The organism is Streptomyces sp. HSS9-12, assembly GCF_054963655.1.
Genome location: NZ_JBUEGC010000005.1, coordinates 29,697 through 47,366 on the forward strand (window position 1 = coordinate 29,697; position 17,670 = coordinate 47,366).

The 17,670-nt window shown below is 71.1% G+C and carries 17 protein-coding genes and 1 tRNA gene; 9 read left to right on the forward strand and 9 right to left on the reverse strand.

Annotated elements, in window-relative coordinates; translation table 11 throughout:
- The first annotated feature begins 118 nt into the window (after positions 1-118).
- The 3 genes from ACY34J_RS04150 (at position 119) to ACY34J_RS04160 (ending at position 1,835) form a co-directional block, all read left to right on the forward strand.
- Positions 119-192, forward strand: a tRNA-Thr gene (locus tag ACY34J_RS04150).
- Between the two features lie 103 nt (positions 193-295).
- Entirely contained in the window at positions 296-775 is a 480-nt protein-coding gene (locus ACY34J_RS04155) for an N-acetyltransferase family protein (protein WP_462725097.1), read from the forward strand.
- 724 nt (positions 776-1,499) lie between these two features.
- Positions 1,500-1,835, forward strand: coding sequence for a hypothetical protein (locus tag ACY34J_RS04160; protein ID WP_462725098.1), 336 nt, complete (start codon positions 1,500-1,502; stop codon positions 1,833-1,835).
- Positions 1,836-1,868: 33 nt separating this feature from the next.
- Here ACY34J_RS04160 and ACY34J_RS04165 read toward each other — a convergent pair whose 3' ends face one another.
- From ACY34J_RS04165 to ACY34J_RS04185, 5 genes are all read right to left on the reverse strand, one after another.
- Positions 1,869-2,366 (reverse strand): hypothetical protein, encoded by a 498-nt coding sequence (locus ACY34J_RS04165; RefSeq protein ID WP_462725099.1) that lies wholly within the window; start codon positions 2,364-2,366, stop codon positions 1,869-1,871.
- Between the two features lie 99 nt (positions 2,367-2,465).
- Positions 2,466-3,131, reverse strand: coding sequence for an MBL fold metallo-hydrolase (locus ACY34J_RS04170; RefSeq protein ID WP_462725100.1), 666 nt, complete (start codon positions 3,129-3,131; stop codon positions 2,466-2,468).
- Positions 3,131-4,216 (reverse strand): S-(hydroxymethyl)mycothiol dehydrogenase, encoded by a 1,086-nt coding sequence (locus ACY34J_RS04175; RefSeq protein WP_462725101.1) that lies wholly within the window; start codon positions 4,214-4,216, stop codon positions 3,131-3,133. Before ACY34J_RS04175 ends, ACY34J_RS04170 begins: the two co-directional genes overlap by 1 nt.
- A gap of 198 nt (positions 4,217-4,414) precedes the next feature.
- Positions 4,415-4,711 carry a hypothetical protein gene (locus tag ACY34J_RS04180; protein WP_462725102.1) on the reverse strand — a complete coding sequence of 99 codons (297 nt, stop codon included), beginning with the start codon at positions 4,709-4,711 and terminating at the stop codon, positions 4,415-4,417.
- Positions 4,712-4,880: 169 nt separating this feature from the next.
- Positions 4,881-5,456 (reverse strand): TerD family protein, encoded by a 576-nt coding sequence (locus ACY34J_RS04185; protein ID WP_462725103.1) that lies wholly within the window; start codon positions 5,454-5,456, stop codon positions 4,881-4,883.
- 183 nt (positions 5,457-5,639) lie between these two features.
- On the opposite strand from ACY34J_RS04185, the gene arfB reads away from it, so the two are divergent.
- The gene (gene arfB, locus ACY34J_RS04190; protein ID WP_462725104.1) at positions 5,640-6,065 is read left to right on the forward strand and encodes an alternative ribosome rescue aminoacyl-tRNA hydrolase ArfB; all 426 of its coding nucleotides are present in this window, start codon (positions 5,640-5,642) and stop codon (positions 6,063-6,065) included.
- A gap of 437 nt (positions 6,066-6,502) precedes the next feature.
- Here the strand turns inward: arfB and ACY34J_RS04195 are convergent, their stop codons facing one another.
- Complete coding sequence (locus ACY34J_RS04195) at positions 6,503-7,054, reverse strand: flavin reductase family protein (RefSeq protein ID WP_462725194.1); 552 nt, start codon at positions 7,052-7,054, stop codon at positions 6,503-6,505.
- Positions 7,055-7,367: 313 nt separating this feature from the next.
- On the opposite strand from ACY34J_RS04195, the gene cdgB reads away from it, so the two are divergent.
- Together cdgB and ACY34J_RS04205 are read left to right on the forward strand one after the other, a co-directional pair.
- Positions 7,368-9,026, forward strand: a complete 1,659-nt coding sequence (gene cdgB, locus ACY34J_RS04200) for a diguanylate cyclase CdgB (protein ID WP_462725105.1) — start codon at positions 7,368-7,370, stop codon at positions 9,024-9,026.
- 309 nt (positions 9,027-9,335) lie between these two features.
- Entirely contained in the window at positions 9,336-10,253 is a 918-nt protein-coding gene (locus ACY34J_RS04205; protein WP_462725106.1) for a CBM35 domain-containing protein, read from the forward strand.
- An 18-nt stretch (positions 10,254-10,271) separates the two neighbouring features.
- Here ACY34J_RS04205 and ACY34J_RS04210 read toward each other — a convergent pair whose 3' ends face one another.
- From ACY34J_RS04210 to ACY34J_RS04220, 3 genes are all read right to left on the reverse strand, one after another.
- Positions 10,272-11,201 (reverse strand): 1-phosphofructokinase family hexose kinase, encoded by a 930-nt coding sequence (locus ACY34J_RS04210; protein ID WP_462725107.1) that lies wholly within the window; start codon positions 11,199-11,201, stop codon positions 10,272-10,274.
- Positions 11,202-11,502: 301 nt separating this feature from the next.
- Positions 11,503-12,669 carry an N-acetylglucosamine-6-phosphate deacetylase gene (gene nagA / locus ACY34J_RS04215; RefSeq protein ID WP_462725108.1) on the reverse strand — a complete coding sequence of 389 codons (1,167 nt, stop codon included), beginning with the start codon at positions 12,667-12,669 and terminating at the stop codon, positions 11,503-11,505.
- Positions 12,669-13,601 carry an ROK family protein gene (locus ACY34J_RS04220; RefSeq protein ID WP_462725109.1) on the reverse strand — a complete coding sequence of 311 codons (933 nt, stop codon included), beginning with the start codon at positions 13,599-13,601 and terminating at the stop codon, positions 12,669-12,671. Before ACY34J_RS04220 ends, nagA begins: the two co-directional genes overlap by 1 nt.
- 240 nt (positions 13,602-13,841) lie before the next feature.
- Here ACY34J_RS04220 and ACY34J_RS04225 point away from each other — a divergent pair, with 240 nt between their 5' ends.
- From ACY34J_RS04225 to otsB, 3 genes are all read left to right on the forward strand, one after another.
- On the forward strand, positions 13,842-15,071 hold the full coding sequence (locus tag ACY34J_RS04225) for an ABC transporter substrate-binding protein (RefSeq protein WP_462725110.1): 1,230 nt from the start codon (positions 13,842-13,844) through the stop codon (positions 15,069-15,071).
- A gap of 10 nt (positions 15,072-15,081) precedes the next feature.
- On the forward strand, positions 15,082-15,366 hold the full coding sequence (locus ACY34J_RS04230; protein WP_462725111.1) for a DUF3263 domain-containing protein: 285 nt from the start codon (positions 15,082-15,084) through the stop codon (positions 15,364-15,366).
- 896 nt (positions 15,367-16,262) lie between these two features.
- A complete protein-coding gene (otsB, locus tag ACY34J_RS04235; protein ID WP_462725112.1) occupies positions 16,263-17,135 on the forward strand; it encodes a trehalose-phosphatase in 873 nt (290 codons plus the stop codon).
- The last annotated feature ends 535 nt before the right edge of the window (positions 17,136-17,670 follow it).

Below are 17,670 nucleotides of genomic sequence, written 5' to 3' on the forward strand. Positions count from 1 at the left end.
CAGTAGGTGAGGGCGGGGAATTCGCCCATCGCGGGGCGGGTCACGATATAGGTCGCGGCACCCGGTGGCGGACGCTGTAGAGTGGGACGGCTTCCGCGTACGGCATGCTGTACGCGACGCCGCCTTAGCTCAGCTGGCCAGAGCAACCGCCTTGTAAGCGGTAGGTCGTCGGTTCGAACCCGACAGGCGGCTCTCTTTCACCAGCCCAGGTCAGTAGCTTCTGGCCTGGGCTTTCGTGTGTGGAGCGCGGAAACCCGGATGTGGCATGCCGGCGCGCCCTCTTATCCTGACCGGCATGATCCGCACTGCCACGGCCGAGGACGTACCGGCCATCGTCGACATGATCCGCGAGCTCGCCGCGTACGAGAAGGCCGAGCATGAGGTGCAGGCCACGGAGGAGCACATCCACCGGGCCCTGTTCGGGGAGAACCCGGCGGCCTTCGCGCACATCGCCGAGGGGGACGACGGCCGGGTGCTCGGGTTCGCGCTGTGGTTCCTCAACTTCTCCACCTGGACCGGGCTGCACGGCATCTATCTGGAGGATCTGTACGTACGGCCCGAGGCGCGCGGGCGGGGGCTGGGCAAGGCGCTGCTGGCTGAGCTGGCGCGGATCTGTGTGGAGCGGGGGTACGCCCGGCTGGACTGGTCCGTGCTGGACTGGAACACGCCGTCGATCGACTTCTACAAGTCGCTGGGGGCCGTGCCGATGGATGAGTGGACGGGGTTCCGGCTGACGGGCGGTGCGCTGAGCGAGCTGGGTGGGGTGGGGGGCTGATCGCCTCGCCGGCGTGGCCGCTCCGCGCCGGGGTTGCCTGTCCGGCGCGGTGGTGGGTGCCGGGGGCCGGGGGCCGGGGCCTCCGGGGGGCGGCACGGCCCTGTCCTCTGCCAGCCCGTCGGGCAGCGGGTGCAGCGACTCCACGTGCGCCAGGGTCAGTTCGGCGTAGCCGCCGACCGCCGGGGCCGGCCCAGGTGGGCGACGACGCGACGGCCGAGCCAGCCTTCCTGGACGCCTGGCCGAGCGCGTCGACCGTTCCTGCGGCCTCGTGGCCGGGAGTCATGGGCAGCTCGGGGAGGGGGATCGGGCCGCGCGACGCCCTGCCGCAGGACGGTGTCGACCATGTGGACGCCGGCCGCTGCGACCGCGATCCGGACCTGGCCCGGCACGGGATGCGGGTCCTCGACCTTCTCGTGCAGCAGGTTCTCTGCCGGACCGAAGGCGTACGGGCGGATCGCGTACACGGCGGACTCCCCGATGGGTGGTGACCGCACCGGTGCGGTGCGGCTGGCCCCACCTTTCAACCTCAAGCTTGCTCGAGATCAAGGGACTTAGGGTCTCTGCCCGCGGCCGGAACCCTTGGCATTGATCATTTCGGGCCAACTCGCGGTATTTCACCGATATTCTGGGAGCAGATCGGAGTTCGGGCCGTGGTTACCTGGCTGATACACAATCGCAGCGCGGAAAGATGTTTCACGCGTTGGCGCCAGGCAAGCAACGGGGCATGAACAATACCCATGAACCCATGCCCGTAAACGACGCCTATGGCCGCAACCAGGATGGTGCCGGAGCAAACCGGGCAGCCCTGGTCATCCACACGATCGCGGACATCGCCGCCGGCTTCCTGGGGCTGTGGATCCTGCTCTACCTGCTCGAAGCCAACCAGGGCAATGTCTTTGTCGATTTTGTGCACGGTATGGCGGACTTCCTCGCCTGGTGGTCCCAGGACATCTTCACCATGGAGACCGAAGGTCTGCGGGTTCTGCTCAATTACGGTCTGCCCGCCGTGATTTACCTTCTGGTCGGACATGGGCTGGCCATGCGCTTGCGCCGCCTCTGACCGATTTCGGTTTCGGTCGGTTTCCGGAAAGGTTCAGACCCGAGGAAAACGCGCTTGCAGATCCCAGATGACGGGATTGTTCGCGAGCGCGTCATGCATGTCGGTGAGGTCCGCGATCAGATCGTGCAGAAAGTCGCGGGCCTCGCGGCGCAGCGCCGCGTGGTTGAAGGTCAGCGGCGGCTCCTCGGCCGGCTGCCAGTCGGCGGTGATGTCCACCCAGCCGAAGCGCCGCTCGAAGAGCATCCGGTCGGTGGACTCGGTGAAGTCCAGCTCGGCGTACTGCGGGCGGTGCGAGCGGCTGCCGCGTGGATCTCGGTCGAGCTGCTCGACGATGTCGCACAGCGCCCAGGCGAAATCCAGCACCGGCACCCATCCCCAGGCTGTGGACAACTCGCGGTCGGCCTCGGTGTCCGCGAGGTGGACATCGCCGCAGAACAGATCGTGGCGCAGTGCCCGGACGTCCGCGGTGCGGTAGTCGGTCTGCGGTGGGTCCGGGAAGCGGCGGGAGAGCGAGTAGCCGAGGTCGATCACCTGTCGATGGTGTCACGGCCCTGGCCGGGCCCGTCGCGGCATCAGGGGCGCCCGGGTTCCCCCCACCCGCCCTGAAGGACGGGTGGGGGGAACCTCGCCTCAGTGGCCGCGCGCGATCCATTCCTCCAGATGCGGGGCTTCCTCGCCGATCGTCGTCGAATCCCCGTGCCCGGTGCGGACGACGGTCTCCGGCGGGAGCGTCAGCAGCCGCTCCCGGATCGATTCGATGATCGTCGGGAACGAGGAGTACGAGCGGCCAGTCGCTCCCGGACCCCCCTTGAAAAGGGTGTCGCCAGAGAAGACCGTGCCCAGGTCCGGTGCGTAGAAGCAGACCGAGCCCGGGCTGTGACCGGGCGTGTGCAGCACTCGCAGCTGCGCGGCGCCGACGAACAGTACCTCGCCATCGGCGAGCCCGGCGTCCGGTCGCAGATCCGGGTGGCGCATCCGCCACAACACCTCGTCCTTCGGGTGCAGCAGGATCGGAGCGCCCGCCCGCTCCGCCACCTCCGGAGCGGCGTCGATGTGGTCGTCGTGCCCGTGTGTGCAGAGGACGCCGAGCAGCTGCCGGTCGCCGATGGCCGCGAGGATCGCGTCCGCGTCATGCGCGGCGTCGATGACGTAGACCTCCCTGTCGTCGCCGACGAGCCAGACGTTGTTGTCGACCTCCCAGGTGCCGCCGTCGAGGGAGAACGTGCCGGAGGTGACGAGGTGGTCGATGCGCACCTGCGAGGTGCCCGGGCCGCACGCTCCGCGCTTCGCCGCCATCAGAAGATCACCACCGAGCGCAGCACATCACCGCGCTGCATCTTCGTGAACGCGTCCTCGATGTCGTCCAGCCCGATCGTCTCGCTGACAAAGGCGTCCAGGTCGAGCCGCCCCTGCAGATAGAGGTCGATGAGCGTCGGGAAGTCGCGCGAGGGCAGGCAGTCTCCGTACCAGGAGGACTTGAGCGCACCGCCGCGCCCGAAGACGTCCAGCAGCGGCAGCTCCAGCGTCATCTCGGGCGTGGGTACGCCGACGAGGACGACGGTGCCGGCCAGGTCCCGGGCGTAGAAGGCCTGCTTGTACGTCTCCGGCCGGCCGACCGCGTCGATGACGACGTTCGCGCCGAACCCGCCGGTCAGTTGCTGGACGCTCTCGACGACATCCGCGGTGCGCCCGTTGACCGTGTGGGTGGCACCGAGGCCGCGCGCCCATTCCAGCTTCCGGTCGTCCAGGTCCACCGCGATGATCTTCGTGGCGCCGGCGAGCTGCGCCCCTGCGACGGCCGCACAGCCCACGCCGCCGCAGCCGATGACAGCGACCGAGTCGCCGCGCCGGACGTTTCCGGTGTTGAGTGCCGCGCCCAGTCCGGCCATCACCCCGCAGCCCAGCAGCCCGGCCGCGGCCGGCGATGCCGCGGGGTCGACCTTCGTGCACTGCCCGGCCGCGACCAGCGTCTTCTCCGCGAACGCGCCGATGCCCAGGGCCGGGGCGAGCGGGGTCCCATCGGTGAGCGTCATCGGCTGGGACGCGTTGTGGGTGGCGAAGCAGTACCACGGCTCGCCCCTGCTGCACGCCCGGCACTGGCCACATACCGCGCGCCAGTTGAGGATGACGAAGTCGCCGGACTTGACCTCGGTGACACCGGACCCGACGGACTCGACGATGCCCGCCGCCTCATGACCGAGCAGGAAGGGGAACTCGTCGTTGATCCCGCCCTCCCGGTAGTGCAGATCGGTGTGGCACACGCCGCACGCCTGGATCCTCACCACCGCCTCGCCCGGGCCGGGGTCGGGGACCACGATCGTCTCCACCCGCACCGGCTCGCCCTTGCCGGGAGCCACAACGCCGCGCACCTGTTGTGCCATGGAGTGCCACCCTCTCTTCGTACGTATTGTTTCGCTATTCGCGATCCGTTTCGCGCACCGCATCAACGAGTGTGGTACGAGGCGGCGTGTACGCCAACACCCGGACCGATCCAATTCACTCACCTACTGCCACGCTGGGGGCGGACGAAACGGCGCGGGCCGCACCGTAAGGAGCCGGTGCGGCCCGCGCCGCTGTGGTCAGGCAGGGGTCACTTGACGTTGACCGCCCAGGCGGCGTTCACCGCCTGGTACTCGGGGCTGGTCGCCTTTCAGATCGACGGTGCCGCCGTTCGGCGTGGTGCCGAGGCCGACCATGCCGTTGTAGTCGCCGGTGCCGGTAACGGTCTCGATGGCCTCGTAGGTGAACAGCTGCTTGCCGGTGGCGGCGTCGGTGACGACGTGCAGGTCGCTCGGGGTGCCAGTCGTGCTGGAGGCCGGTGACGACGGGACGGTGTTTGTGGCGCCGCAGCGGCGGGCCCGCGGGTCCGGCGGCACCCGCCCCCCAGTAACGGGCGCCGCCGGTCTCTCGGGTTCTCGTACGCCGGCACGGCCCCATACGTTCAGGCTCCGGAGAAAACACTGAGCCAAGGCCGGCAGGTGGGCGGCCGTCGGCCGGACATGCGTGAGCCCCCGGCGGCTGCCGGGGGCTTTCCGCGGAAGAGCGTCAGACGTTGACGCCGAAGTCCTGGGCGATGCCGGCGAGGCCGGAGGCGTAACCCTGGCCCACCGCGCGGAACTTCCAGTCGGAGCCGTTGCGGTACAGCTCGCCGAAGACCATGGCGGTCTCGGTCGCGGCGTCCTCGCTCAGGTCGTAGCGGGCGATCTCGGAGCCGCCGGCCTGGTTGATGATGCGGATGTAGGCGTTGCGCACCTGGCCGAAGTTCTGGCTGCGGGTCTCGGCGTCGTAGATGGAGACCGGGAAGACGACCCGCTCGACCTCGGCCGGAAGGCCGGCGAGGTTGACGTTGATCGCTTCGTCGTCGCCCGCGCCCTCACCGGTGCGGTTGTCGCCGGTGTGCACGATTGTCTGGTCGGGCGTGGACTTGTTGTTGAAGAAGATGAAATGGGCGTCGGAGATCACCTTGCCGGCGCCATTGACGGCGATCGCGCTCGCGTCGAGGTCGAAGTCCGTGCCGGTGGTGGTGCGGACGTCCCAGCCGAGGCCGACCGTGACGGCGGTCAGGCCCGGTGCCTCCTTGGTGAGCGAGACGTTGCCGCCCTTGGACAGGCTTACAGCCATGGGGGTCCCTTTCATCGTCAATGTGTCGGGTGCTCCGTACAGGTGACGAAGCTACCGTCACACTCACCAACGCAACCGGACCAGCGCCGGGTTCCGGCTCGCTTTGCTTTCTTTACGGTTCTTCCGAGGCGACAGTCGAAAACCCGGATGACTCCACGGGCCGGCGCCTGGATCATGGGACATATGTCCGGGCCCTACGTGATCCGCGGCTCGGTCTCCCTCCCGGAGGCCGAGCTCATGTGGCGTTTCTCCCGCTCCTCGGGACCCGGCGGCCAGCACGTCAACACCAGCGACACCCAGGTCGAGCTGCGCTTCGACCTCGCACGGACCGAGTCGCTGCCGCCGGTGTGGAAGGCGCGTGCGCTGGAGCGGCTGGCGGACCGTCTTGTCGACGGGGTCGTGTCCGTACGGGCATCGGAGCACCGCTCGCAGTGGCGCAACCGTGAGGCGGCGGCCGTCCGACTGGCCGCTCTGCTCGCCGAGGCGACCGCGCCACCGCCGAAGCCACGCCGCCCCACGAAGGTGCCGCGTGGCATCAACGAGCGCCGCCTGCGCGAGAAGAAGAAGCGCGCCCAAACCAAACGCGGCCGCTCGGGCCGCGACTGGTAGCAACGCCGCGCGTAATCACCGCCGGCTCCCGCTCCTCGGGACCCGGCGGCCAGCACGTCAACACCAGCGACACCCAGGTCGAGCTGCGCTTCGACCTCGCACCGACCGAGTCGCTGCCGCCGGTGTGGAAGGCGCGTGCGCTGGAGCGGCCGGCGGCTTCTTCGACGGCCGTGGGCTGGTCGCGGCGGGGAGGGGGTCGGGTGCCGTTGGGGTTCCCCATGCCGAAGGCCAGGGGCGGGTGGGGGCCCTGGACGTAAAAGCTCCCCCGGCTACCGCTGGGAGCTGCCCCCACCCAGGGCCGCCAGGCCCGAGGATGCGCAGTCCAGGACCCCCACCCCGGAGGCCCCGGCCCCCGGAACCAGCACGCGCCTGCGGCGCGCCAACGGCGCGGAGCGGCCACGCCGGCGAGGCGACCGGCCACGCCGGCGAGGCGACCCTCAAGCCAGCCGGTGGTACCGCCCCCTGAAGTACAGCAGCGGCCCGCCCTCCGAACTCGGCGTCCGCGCCGTCAGCACCCGCCCGATCACCAGTGTGTGATCCCCCGCCTGCACCCGCTGCTCCGTACGGCACTCCAGCACCGCCAGCGCGCCCCCGACCAGCGGCGCCCCCGACACCTCGCCGCGCACATACGGGATGTCCTCGAACAGCAGCCGGTCGCTGATGCGCCCCTTCATCGCGAACCGCCCGGCGATGTGCCGCTGGCTCTCGGCGAGTACGGACACCCCCCACAGCGGTTGGCGGGTCAGAAGGTCGTCCATCCGGGATTCGTTGCGAACGCTCACCATCGCCAGCGGCGGGTCAAGTGACACTGACATGAACGCGGTGGCGGTCATGCCGACGTCCTCGCCGTTCGGCCCGTCCTCCGGGTCGAATGCCGTCAGCAGCACCACGCCGGCGGCAAGTCGGGACATTGCGGCACGGAACTCGTCGTCGCTCACCCCATCAGCATGGGGGATGGGCTCGGCGCGCGGGGCAGGGGTCTTGGGCAACACGCGAAGAACGCTATCGAGCCGGCGTTCGTGGCCGCATCGGACCCTGGACCCAGCCAGGACCTAGGACTCCCGCCGGAGGCAACCGCTCCGCTTCCCCTGCGAATGTCCCAGCCGAATTTGCTTTCAGAAATAGTTACAGCCCCTGTGGCGGCGCCTCACATGCCATTATCACCTGCTGTGACATGAGTCACAGCAAGCAGTAATTGTTGACCCTGTGTACCGGCTGGGCAGCTCGCTGTGATTCAGTGGCCGTGGCAGTCGGACGACAACACCCTTGGAGTTGCTGTCGAGGTCTCGGGGAGAGCGAGCGATGGAGACCGAGTCGGAACCGTATGTGCGGTTGGCGACCCTGCGGCAGTTGCACCATGTCGTCGCGGGCCTCAACACCGCCCGCAGTCTCGCGGACACCCTGCAGACCGTCGCCGACGGAGTGATCACAGGTCTGGGCTACGAGCTGGCGGCGGTCAACCTCGTCCGGCCCGACGGTGACCTCGTCGTGGCTGCCGTCGCGGGCAGCGCGGGCGCCGAAGCCCTCTTGGCCGGCCGGGTCGGCTCCCGCGAGGCATGGGAGCGCTGGCTGAGCATGGGCGAGCGCTGGGGCGAGCTGCGGTTCATCCCGCACACCGAGGGCTGGATGCTCGACAACGACGACATCCCGCAGTGGCACTGCGACGGCCCCGAGCCCCGGTTCGCCGACGAGTGGCACCCCATGGACCGGCTGCTCGCGCCGATGTACTCGGCCGGCGATGAACTCCTCGGCGTCCTCACCGTCGACAAGCCGCGCAACGGCCGCAGGCCCGGCCCCTGGGGCCGGGAGGCCCTGCAGATGTACGCCTTCCAGGCCGCCATCGCGATCAGCAACGCCCGGCTGCGGGCCAACATGCAGCGCGCCCTGGTCCGCCTGGAACGTGAGCAGCAGGCCCTGCGGGCCAGCGAGGAAAGCTTCCGGCAGGCGTTCGAGTACGCGCCCAGCGGGATGGCCATCGCCGAGCTCGGCGGCGAGCAGCACGGCCGGCTGGTGCGTACGAACGACGCCCTGTGCCGGCTGCTGGACCGCCCCGCCTCCGTGCTGCGCCGCTACTCCTTCTCCGACCTGGTGCACCCCGAGGACATCGGCACCCTGCTGCGCACCTCCTCCGAGGGCGGCCGGGCCGAGCTGCGGTTCGCCCGCCGGGACGGTACGTACGTCTGGGTGTCGCTGCGCAACAGCGTCGTCGCCGACGCCGCAGACGGCCCACGCTTCCTGCTCACGCACGTCGAGGACATCGAGGAGCGCAAGCGCCACGAGCTGCAGCTGGCGCACCGCGCCAGCCACGACTCCCTCACCGGCCTGCCGAACAGCGCGGAGCTGCGCGCCCGGCTCAGCAGCCGCCTGTGCAGCCGCCCGCCGGTGAACGGGCCGAGCAGCGCCACGCTGGACACCGTGGGCAGCCGGGTCCTCGGGGTCACGGAGGCCGACGAGAACGGCTTCGGCACCGACGGCTTCGACGGACCCTTCGGTGGTCCGACGGGGGGCGCGTACGAATCACATGTGCACACGTTCATGCCGGAGGGCGACGCCGAGGACGGCACCAAGGGCGTGGCCGTGCTCTTCTGCGACCTCGACGGCTTCAAGTCGATCAACGACCGGTTCGGCCACCACACCGGGGACGCCGTCCTGATCGAGGTGGCCCGCCGCCTCACCAGCGGCGTCCGGGACGGGGACACGGTCGCCCGGCTCGGCGGCGACGAGTTCGTCGTCCTGGCCGACGGCCTCACCCGCGCGGACGCGCAGGACCTGGCGGTGCGGCTGCGGAACGCGATCATCCCCCCGATCAGGGTGGACGGCCGGGTGGTACGCGTGGGTGCCAGCTTCGGCATCGGCTGGGCCAGCTGCGGCATGTCGGCGGAGGAAGTCCTGCAGTCGGCGGACCAGCGGATGTACGTCGAGAAGCGCTCCCGCGCCAAGGCCGCCCGTCGCGTGGGCTGACCGCGGTGGGTCCGCGGGGCAGGCCCTGGCGGCCCGGCGGGAGCCAAGGCGGAGCGCCATATGTCGGCAGGCATGGACCGGCTCATGGGGCGAGCGGGTACGCTCGGTCGATCGGTAGGGGGCACTCCTGGGGGATCCTCAGCGTTGGCTGAGAGGCAGCCAGGGGAGCCGCCGAGAGTGAATCGATCATGAACATTGGCCATCTGGACAGCGCAGGCACTGTTAAGGCCGCCCCGGCCCTGGTAGGAGCTGTCCAGGCGCTGGATCATCGAGCGCCGTGGTCTGAGACGAGTTGGGGAGTGACACGGGATGACGGCCGGCAACAACGGCGCGGGCACGCCTGAGAACGAGGACCCGTTCGCCTACCTCTACCGCTCGGAGGGCGGCGACGGTGGCGCGGCGAACGGTGGCGCGCCAGTGCAGCGGCGTGGCGTCCCCCGTACCTCCTACAACCAGGTCACACGGGTCGGAGAGCGCCGCTACGGCCAGGGCGCCCCGCAGCAGCCGACGGCACAGGCCAACGCGCACTACGCCGCTCCCGAGACCCTCCCCGGCGGCCCCCCGACCCGCCCCGCCCCGGTCGGCCACGGCCGTAGTGCACACGGCGGGGGGCGCGGCCCCAACAACAAGGGCCTGCTCATCGGCGCGATCTCGGTCGTCGCGGTGGTGATCATAGGCATCACCGCGGCGATGCTGACCAACGGCGGTGACCAGGGCGGCGGTCAGCCGAGCCAGGCCGGGAAGTCCGCGGCGGCCACCGCCGGCGGGAACGACGAACCCACCCAGGAGCCCACCCAGAAGGCGAACGCCGAGCTGCCCAAGGAGGACGCGGCGAGCCTGCGCCTGGACGGCGGCGCCGTCACGGCCAAGGACATCCAGGGCGCGCGCAGTGGCAACGGCGTGTACGTCGGCGGGATGAACACCCCTGGCGCGGCCGCGACCTGGAGTGTGGACGTGGACGAGCCCGGTCAGTACAAGCTGTACGTGGGCTACGGCGTTCCCGGTACGGACGCCAACCTCACCCTGACCGTCAACGGCAAGGCGGACAACCGGCCGCTGAACATGAAGAACTTCGCCGGCGCCCCGCAGGGTGACTGGGCGAAGGGCTGGACGAAGACCTGGCAGTACGTGACCCTCACCAAGGCCACCAACACGATCAAGCTGTCCTGCGAGGCAGGCAACCAGTGCGACGTCAACCTCGACCAGGTCTGGCTCACGAAGGGCTGACAGCGGGCCAGGAAGCGGTCAGGCCGCGACAGGGCCGTCGGTAACCTCTATCCGCGGCAGCAGCTCCTCGTACGCCGCCCGGTCGAACTCGCCCGCGACCGGGGCCAGTACGGTCGCCGCCGACAGGGCCACGGCGCGGGCCAGGCGGTCCGGCCAGGGCAGGCCCTCGGCGAGGCCGGAGAGCAGGCCCGCCACCGCCGAGTCGCCGGCCCCGGTCGGATTGCCCGTCAGACGGCGCGGCGGCCCGGCCTGCCAGCTGCCGTCCGCCGTCACCACGAGTATCCCGGCCGGGCCGAGCGAGGCCGCGACCGCGCGGGCGCCGCGGCGGCGGGCGTCGCGCGCGGCACGCAGCGGCTCGGTGGAGCCGGTGAGGCCCGCAAGCTCGTGGGCGTTCGGCTTCACCAGGTCGGGGCGGGCGGCGATGCCGCGGCGCAGCGGTTCGCCGCTGGTGTCCAGCAGCGTGGGAACGCCCGCGGCGTGCGCTTCGCGGATGAGCCGGGCGTAGGTGCCGACGGGCAGCCCCGGTGCGAGGCTGCCGCACAGCGCCACGGCCTCGGCGCTGCGGAGCTGCTCGGCGTAGGTGGTGAAGAAGGCCGACCACTCGGCCGGGCCGATCTCCGGGCCGGGCTCGTTGAACTGGGTGGTGTCGCCTGACGCGTCGTCGACGACACCAATCGTGCGGCGGGTTGCGCGGGCGATCGGCGTGAGCGCGTCGACGACACCGTCGTACGCCGTGAGCTGCTCGCGCAGGACCGCGCCCGTCGCGCCGCCCGCGAAGCCGGTGACGACGGTGCGGTGGCCGAGGGCCGCCAGGACGCGGGCGACGTTGAGGCCTTTGCCGCCGGGGCGTTGGACGACCTCGGAGACGCGGTTGGTGGCGTGGACGCCGAGTTTCGGCACGCGGTAGGTGATGTCGAGGGCGGTGTTGAGCGTGACCGTGAGGATCACGGTTCCCCCTCCTCCGGGCATGCGGCGCTGGTCGGTCTGCGGTGGTGAGTGGATGCGCGTGTTCGGCGTCCGAGCGCGCGAGCGATCATGCCATTGCTGGCTCCCGGGTGGCGACCCCCCGTACCCCCACTGTTATCTCCCGCGATGCCTCCCCGCACCCCTGCGGCCTCTCCCGGGGGATACCCGCACTTCCCCGCCGACGCCCCTGCCACGCGGGGCGCGGCCCTTGTGTGCCTACGGCGCGCGATTCCCGCCCACCCGCCCTGTTTGAGGGCGGGTGGGCGGAGAACTCCCCCGATTCTTAGCTGAGTTGGGGGGAAACCACCCATTCTCCCTTCCGCATGACACCCGTCACGCGGAACTCCCCGTCGAGTACGACCAGATCCGCGTCCTTGCCCGGCTCCAGCGAGCCGACCCGGTCGGCCACGCCCAGCAGCCGGGCCGGGTTCGCCGAGAGCGCCTGGACCACCTGCTCGACCGGCAGCCTGTCGACCGTCACGGCGCGTCGGAAGGCCGTGTCGAGGGTGAGCGTGGAGCCCGCGAGGCTGCCGTTCTCGGCCAGGCGGGCGACGCCGTCCTTGACCTCGACCTCCATCGGACCGAGCGGGTACTGCCCGTCGCCCATCCCAGCCGCCCCCATCGCGTCCGTGATGAGGGCCACGCGGTCCGCGCCCGCCCGGTGGAAGGCCAGCTCCAGGACGGCCGGATGCAGATGCGCACCGTCGTTGATCAGCTCGACGGTCACCCGCTCGTCCTCCAGCAGAGCCGCGACCGGCCCAGGAGCCCGGTGCTGCAACCCGGGCATGGCGTTGAACAGATGGGTGGCCACGGTCGCGCCCGCCTCGATCGCCTCCTGCGTCGCGTCGTATGTCGAGTCGGTGTGGCCGATGGCCGCGATCACACCGTGGTCGGCGAGCAGCCGTACCGAGTCCAGCCCGCCGGGCAGCTCCGGCGCGAGCGTCATCATCTTCGCCGTGCCGCGCGCCGCGTCGATCAGCTTCCGTACGTCCGCGGGGTCGGGGTCGCGCAGCAGCGACGGCTCGTGCGCGCCGCAGCGGCTCGGCGCGATGAACGGGCCCTCGAAGTGGATGCCCGCGAGATCGCCCTGTTCGACCAGCTCGGAGAGGGCGGAGGCCTGGTGGGCCAGATGGCGCAGGTCTCCGGTGACGGTGGAGGCGACCATGGTGGTGGTGCCGTGGAGCCGGTGGGTCCCGGCGACCTGGAGGGCCTGCTCGGCCGTTCCGGCGGAGAACGACGCCCCACCGCCGCCGTGGACGTGCATGTCGACGAAGCCGGGGACGACCCAGTGGCCGGACAGGTCGAGAACCTGGGCGCCTGGCACTTCGATGCCGGTCCACGTCTCCCGCCACCGCGCGATCACCCTGCCGGCGACGGCCAGGCGGCCGTCCTCGACGACGCCGGTCGGCAGCACCACGCGGGCGCCGGTGAGAACCTTGACTGCCACCATCAGGCGGTTACCTCCGCGGAGAGAAGATCCCAGGCGAGCAGACCGGCGCCCAGGCAGCCGGCGGTGTCCCCGAGGGCCGCCGGGACGATGTGGGGGGCTTGCTGGAAGGTGATCCGGTCCTCAACTGCGGTGCGCAGCGGCGAGAACAACGTTTCCCCGGCTTCCGCCAGCCCGCCACCGATGATCACCGTGCGCGGGTCCAGCAGAGTGAGGCCGGTGATCAGTCCGTCGGCGAGGGCCTCGATCGCCTGCTGCCACACGGCTTGCGCCCGCGGATCCCCGGACTCGACGGCCTTGGCGCAGTCGGCGGCGCCGGCTTCCGGGGCGCCGCTGGCCGCCGCCCAGGCACGGGAGACGGCGGAGGCGGAGGCGAGCGTCTCCAGGCAGCCCGACTGGCCGCAGCCGCAGGCCGGGCCGCCGGGCCGTACGACGATGTGGCCGATCTCGCCGGCGCAGCCGTGGGCCCCCGCCTCGATGCGGCCGTCGATGCCGATGGCCCCGGCAATGCCGGTGCCGAGCGGCAGGAACAGGAACCGGTCGCTGCCCCTCCCCGCGCCGATCCGGCCCTCGGCGAGGCCGCCGGTGCGTACGTCATGGCCGAGCGCGACCGGGACGCCGGCGAGCCGCTCGGACAGCTGAGCACGCAACGGCACGTCGCGCCAGCCGAGATTGGCGGCGTAGACGGCGGTGCCGGTGGATTCGTCGACGATGCCGGGCACGGCGACGCCGGCCGCGCAGGCGGGCTCCCCGAACCGCCGTGCGCCGAGGTCACGCAACTCGGCGGCGAACGCGAGTATCGACGCCACGACGGCGTCGGGTCCCCGCCCCCGCCCGGTCGGCCGCCGCGCTTCATGCAGCAGTACGCCGTCCGCCCCTACCAGGGCGGCTTTCATCCCGGTGCCGCCCACATCGAGGGCGATGACGTGTCTCACGGTCACAGTCTCGCGCGATACACCATGAGAGGTCTAGTCCATTCGTTCGTGATCATGGTGATGGGGGGACGATGCGGAAGTGAGACGCAGCGTGGTGTAGACCTTGGGGGGCGCGCGATGAGACTCGCGCGCCCCCGCCGGGCCAAGTGCGTTCGGCGTCTACGAGCGACACGCAAAGGGTGGGCAATGGCATTGCAGCGGCGGTATTTGGGGGCCCTGGCAACAGGCGTCGCGGCGACCATGGCACTGACTCTCTCCGCCTGCGGGAGCACCGGCCCCATCGACGGCGGAGGCGACGTGACGCTCAAGCTCGTCGCGGCCGACTACGGCGACGGACCCGGCAACAGCTCCCGGGCCTACTGGGAGAAACTGGCCAGGGAGTTCGAAGACCAGAACCCCGGCGTCACCGTCGACGTCAACGTCTACAACTGGAACGTCGTCGACAAGGAGGTCGCCGCTATGGTCGAGCGCGGCGACGCCCCCGACATCGCCCAGATCGGCTCGTACGCCGACTACGCCGACCAGGGCCTGCTCTACAGCGCCGACCAGGTCCTCTCCATACCCACCCAGGCCGACTTCCTCCCCGCCCTCTTCAAGGCGGGCGAAGTGCACCGCGTGCAGTACGGCCTGCCGTTCGTCTCCAGCACCCGCGTGCTCTTCTACAACAAGACCCTGTTCGCCCGGGCCGGCATCACCGCGCCGCCGCGGACCTGGGCCGAACTGCGGCAGGACGCCGAGGCCCTGAAGCGGGTAGGCGTGAAGATCCCGTACGGGCTGCCGCTCGGCCCGGAAGAGCCGCAGGCCGAGACCCTGAACTGGATGCTCAGCGGAGGAGGCGGCTACACGGACAAGGTCGGCAGCTACACCGTCGACTCGCCGCAGAACGTCCGCACGTTCACCTGGCTGCGCGACGAACTGGTGGGCAAGGGGCTCACCAATCCGCAGCCGTCGAAGACCGACCGTCAGGACGTCTTCAACGCCTTCACCCGTGGCGAGGTCGGCATGCTCAACGGCCACTCGACGCTCATGAAGGACGCCGATGCCCAAGGTGTGAAGTACGGCATGGCGCCGCTGCCCGGCAGGGACGGCCAGGCCAACGCGACCACCGGCGTCGCCGACTGGATGATGGCCTTCAAGCGGCGCGGCCACCGGACGGCGGTCGGCAAGTTCCTCGACTTCGCCTACCGAAAGAAGAACGTTCTGCGGTTCGCCGACCAGTACGACCTGCTGCCCGTCACGACCTCCGCGGCCGAGGCGATGCGCGCCGACAAGCGGCACAAGAAGCTCTGGGCGTTCCTCGACCGGCAGCCGACCGCCGAGTTCTATCCGGTGAACAAGCGCTCCTGGGGCTCGCTTGTGGTGCACCTGAAGGACTCGATCGGCTCGGCCGTGGAGCGCGGCGGCGACCCGGCGAGCGTGCTGGGGCAGCTGCAGCGCGAAGCAGAGGCCACCGAAAGTGCGTCCCAGTAGGTTGGGCGGCATGGCGGAAGGGCAGCACGGCGACGCGCGTGGCGACTCGCCCGAGGAGGAACGGCCGACTACGGAACTGTCCGAACGGGACATGGCCGTACTCGCCGTGGAGCGCCGCGGGTGGAGCGGGCCGGGAGCCAAGGAGCGGGCCATACGGGAGCAGCTGGGCATCTCCCCGACCCGCTACTACCAGCTCCTCAACGCCCTGCTCGACGACCCACGCGCCCTGGCCCACGACCCGGTGACCATCAACCGGCTGCGCCGCATCCGGGACGCGCGGCGCTCCCGCCGGTAGCCGGTCGCCTCGCCGGCGAGGCCGTTCCACGCGGCTGGGCGCGCGTTGGCCGCGCGTTGGCCGCGCGCCGTGGGCGCGTGGTGGTCGCTGGTGCGTGTCCGGCTGCCGTCTCGGTTTTGCCGGGGGCGGGCTCCTCGGGTGGGTGGTGCGGGAGCGTGTCCGGCTGCCGCCTCGGTTTTGCCGGGGGCGGGCTCCTCGGGTGGGTGGTGCGGGTGCGTGTCCGGCTGCCGTCTCGGTTTTGCCGGGGGCGGGCTCCTCGGGTGGGTGGTGCGGGTGTGTGTCCGGCTGCCGTCTCGGTTTTGCCGGGGGCGGGCTCCTCGGGTGGGTGGTGCGGGTGTGTGCCCGGCTGCCGCCTCGGTTTCCCGGGAGCGGTCGCCGGTGGGCGGTGCCAGCGTGTGCCCGGCTGCCGCCTCGGTTTCCCGGGAGCGGTTGCTGGGTGGCTGGTGCCGGTGCCGGGGCCTCCGGGGTGGGGGTCCTGGACTGCGCGCCCTCGGGCCTGGCGGCCCTGGACACACTTTTACGTCCAGGACCCCCACCCCTACGACCCCGTCACCTCCCCGTCCGTGCCCGGCTATCGCCCCCCGCCGCACGACTCCGCCGGAGGTATGCCTTTACGGCCAGGGTCGCGTGCCCGTGGCCCCGTCGCCTCGCGTCCGTGTCGGGCTATCGCCCCCGCCACGACTCCGCCGGAGGCATGCCCTCGAGTCCTGGCCCTGTCTCTACGACTTCGGTGTATCCCGTGCGGCCCAGCGCCCCCCGTTTCCCCGGCGTAGTCCGAAACCCGCCGTGCGTCCCTCAAACCAGCGGTTACCGGGGTTCCGGGCGGCCTGACCGCCTTTTGAGCATCCGATGACGTCTGCTCCCGTGGGTGGGCGGGGGCCGGTAGGGTTCGGCGCATGGGCTCCCAGGACTCCCTGCCGACACCCGTGACCCCTGCCGGACGCGAGGGCCTGGCCGCGATGCTGCAACGGCCCGAGCGAGCCGTGGTGGCGCTCGATTTCGACGGCACCCTCGCCCCGATCGTTCCCGATCCGGACCAGGCCCGCCCCCACCCCGGCGTCCTGCCGGCACTGACCCGTCTGGCGCCGCGGGTCGGCTCGGTCGTGGTGGTCACGGGCCGCCCCGCCGGGGTAGCCGTCCGGATCGGCGGCTTCGCTGGTGTACCCGGCCTGGAACACCTGGTCGTGCTGGGCCACTACGGCGCCGAGCGCTGGGACGCGGCCACCGGCACCGTACGGGCCCCCGAGCCACACCCGGGCGTGGCTGCCGTGCGCGCCGAGCTGCCCGGGGTGCTCGAACGGAACGGCGCCTGGCGCGGTACATACCTCGAGGACAAGGGCCGCTCGGTCGCCGTCCACACCCGCCGTGCCGAGGAGCCGCAGGCCGCGTTCGAGCAGCTGCGTGGGCCACTGCAGGAGCTGGCCGACCGTCATGGGTTGATCGTCGAGCCCGGCCGTCTCGTCCTCGAGCTGCGCCCGCCAGGTGTGGACAAGGGCGTCGCGCTGGAGAGGTACCTGGAGGAGACGGGCGGCGCATCGGCCGTGCTTTACGCCGGCGACGACCTCGGTGACCTGGCGGCTTTCAGCGTGCTGGAGAAGCTCCGGTCGAACGGTCTGCCTTCGGTGCTGGTGTGCAGCGCGGCCGCCTCCGGAGAGGGAGCCGACGAACTGGCCCAACGCGCCGACCTCGTGGTCGACGGCCCATCTGGTGTGGTGGCCTTGCTCAACGCCCTCGCCGATGCGCTTCCGCCTCCCTCGGAGTCCCACTAGGGCAGGCGGGGCGCCCAGCGCCCATTAGGTAGGCGGAGCCGTGGGGACAGGGGCCGGGATGTAGCCGTGGGGATGGGGCCTTGGGCGCGAAGCATGCCTGCGGCGAGGGTGTAGGGCAGGGCGGCAGTCCGCTGACGCACCACGGGAAGCGACGGCCCTGGACGTGAAGGCACGCCTCTGGGGTTCTCGGACGTGGGGCGGCGGCCGGGTATGGACGGGAGGTGGCGGGGTCGTAGGGGTGGGGGTCCTGGACGTAAAAGCGTGTCCAGGGCCGCCAGGCCCGAGGGCGCGCAGTCCAGGACCCCCACCCCGGAGGCCCCGGCACCGGCGCCAGTCACCCGGGGTCCGTTTCGGGGACGTGGCCGGTGGTCGTTTGGGGGCCGGCGCCAGTCACCCGGGGTTCGTTTCGGGGACGTGGCCGGTGGTCGTTTGGGGGCCGGTGCTGGTCAGTCGGGGTTCGTTTCGGGGGCGTGGCCGGTGGTCGTTTGGGGGCCGGTGCTGGTCAGTCGGGGTTCGTTTCGGGGGCGTGGCCGGT

Excerpts from the sequence above, each read along its gene's own strand:
- ACY34J_RS04230 (WP_462725111.1), top strand. The coding sequence starts at position 15,082 with ATGGCGGAAGGGCAGCACGGCGACGCGCGTGGCGACTCGCCCGAGGAG.
- ACY34J_RS04185 (WP_462725103.1), bottom strand. The coding sequence starts at position 5,456 with ATGGCTGTAAGCCTGTCCAAGGGCGGCAACGTCTCGCTCACCAAGGAG.
- ACY34J_RS04155 (WP_462725097.1), top strand. The coding sequence starts at position 296 with ATGATCCGCACTGCCACGGCCGAGGACGTACCGGCCATCGTCGACATG.
- ACY34J_RS04170 (WP_462725100.1), bottom strand. The coding sequence starts at position 3,131 with ATGGCGGCGAAGCGCGGAGCGTGCGGCCCGGGCACCTCGCAGGTGCGC.
- arfB (WP_462725104.1), top strand. The coding sequence starts at position 5,640 with ATGTCCGGGCCCTACGTGATCCGCGGCTCGGTCTCCCTCCCGGAGGCC.
- ACY34J_RS04160 (WP_462725098.1), top strand. The coding sequence starts at position 1,500 with ATGAACAATACCCATGAACCCATGCCCGTAAACGACGCCTATGGCCGC.
- ACY34J_RS04225 (WP_462725110.1), top strand. The coding sequence starts at position 13,842 with ATGGCACTGACTCTCTCCGCCTGCGGGAGCACCGGCCCCATCGACGGC.
- ACY34J_RS04175 (WP_462725101.1), bottom strand. The coding sequence starts at position 4,216 with ATGGCACAACAGGTGCGCGGCGTTGTGGCTCCCGGCAAGGGCGAGCCG.
- cdgB (WP_462725105.1), top strand. The coding sequence starts at position 7,368 with ATGGAGACCGAGTCGGAACCGTATGTGCGGTTGGCGACCCTGCGGCAG.
- ACY34J_RS04205 (WP_462725106.1), top strand. The coding sequence starts at position 9,336 with ATGACGGCCGGCAACAACGGCGCGGGCACGCCTGAGAACGAGGACCCG.
- otsB (WP_462725112.1), top strand. The coding sequence starts at position 16,263 with ATGGGCTCCCAGGACTCCCTGCCGACACCCGTGACCCCTGCCGGACGC.
- nagA (WP_462725108.1), bottom strand. The coding sequence starts at position 12,669 with ATGGTGGCAGTCAAGGTTCTCACCGGCGCCCGCGTGGTGCTGCCGACC.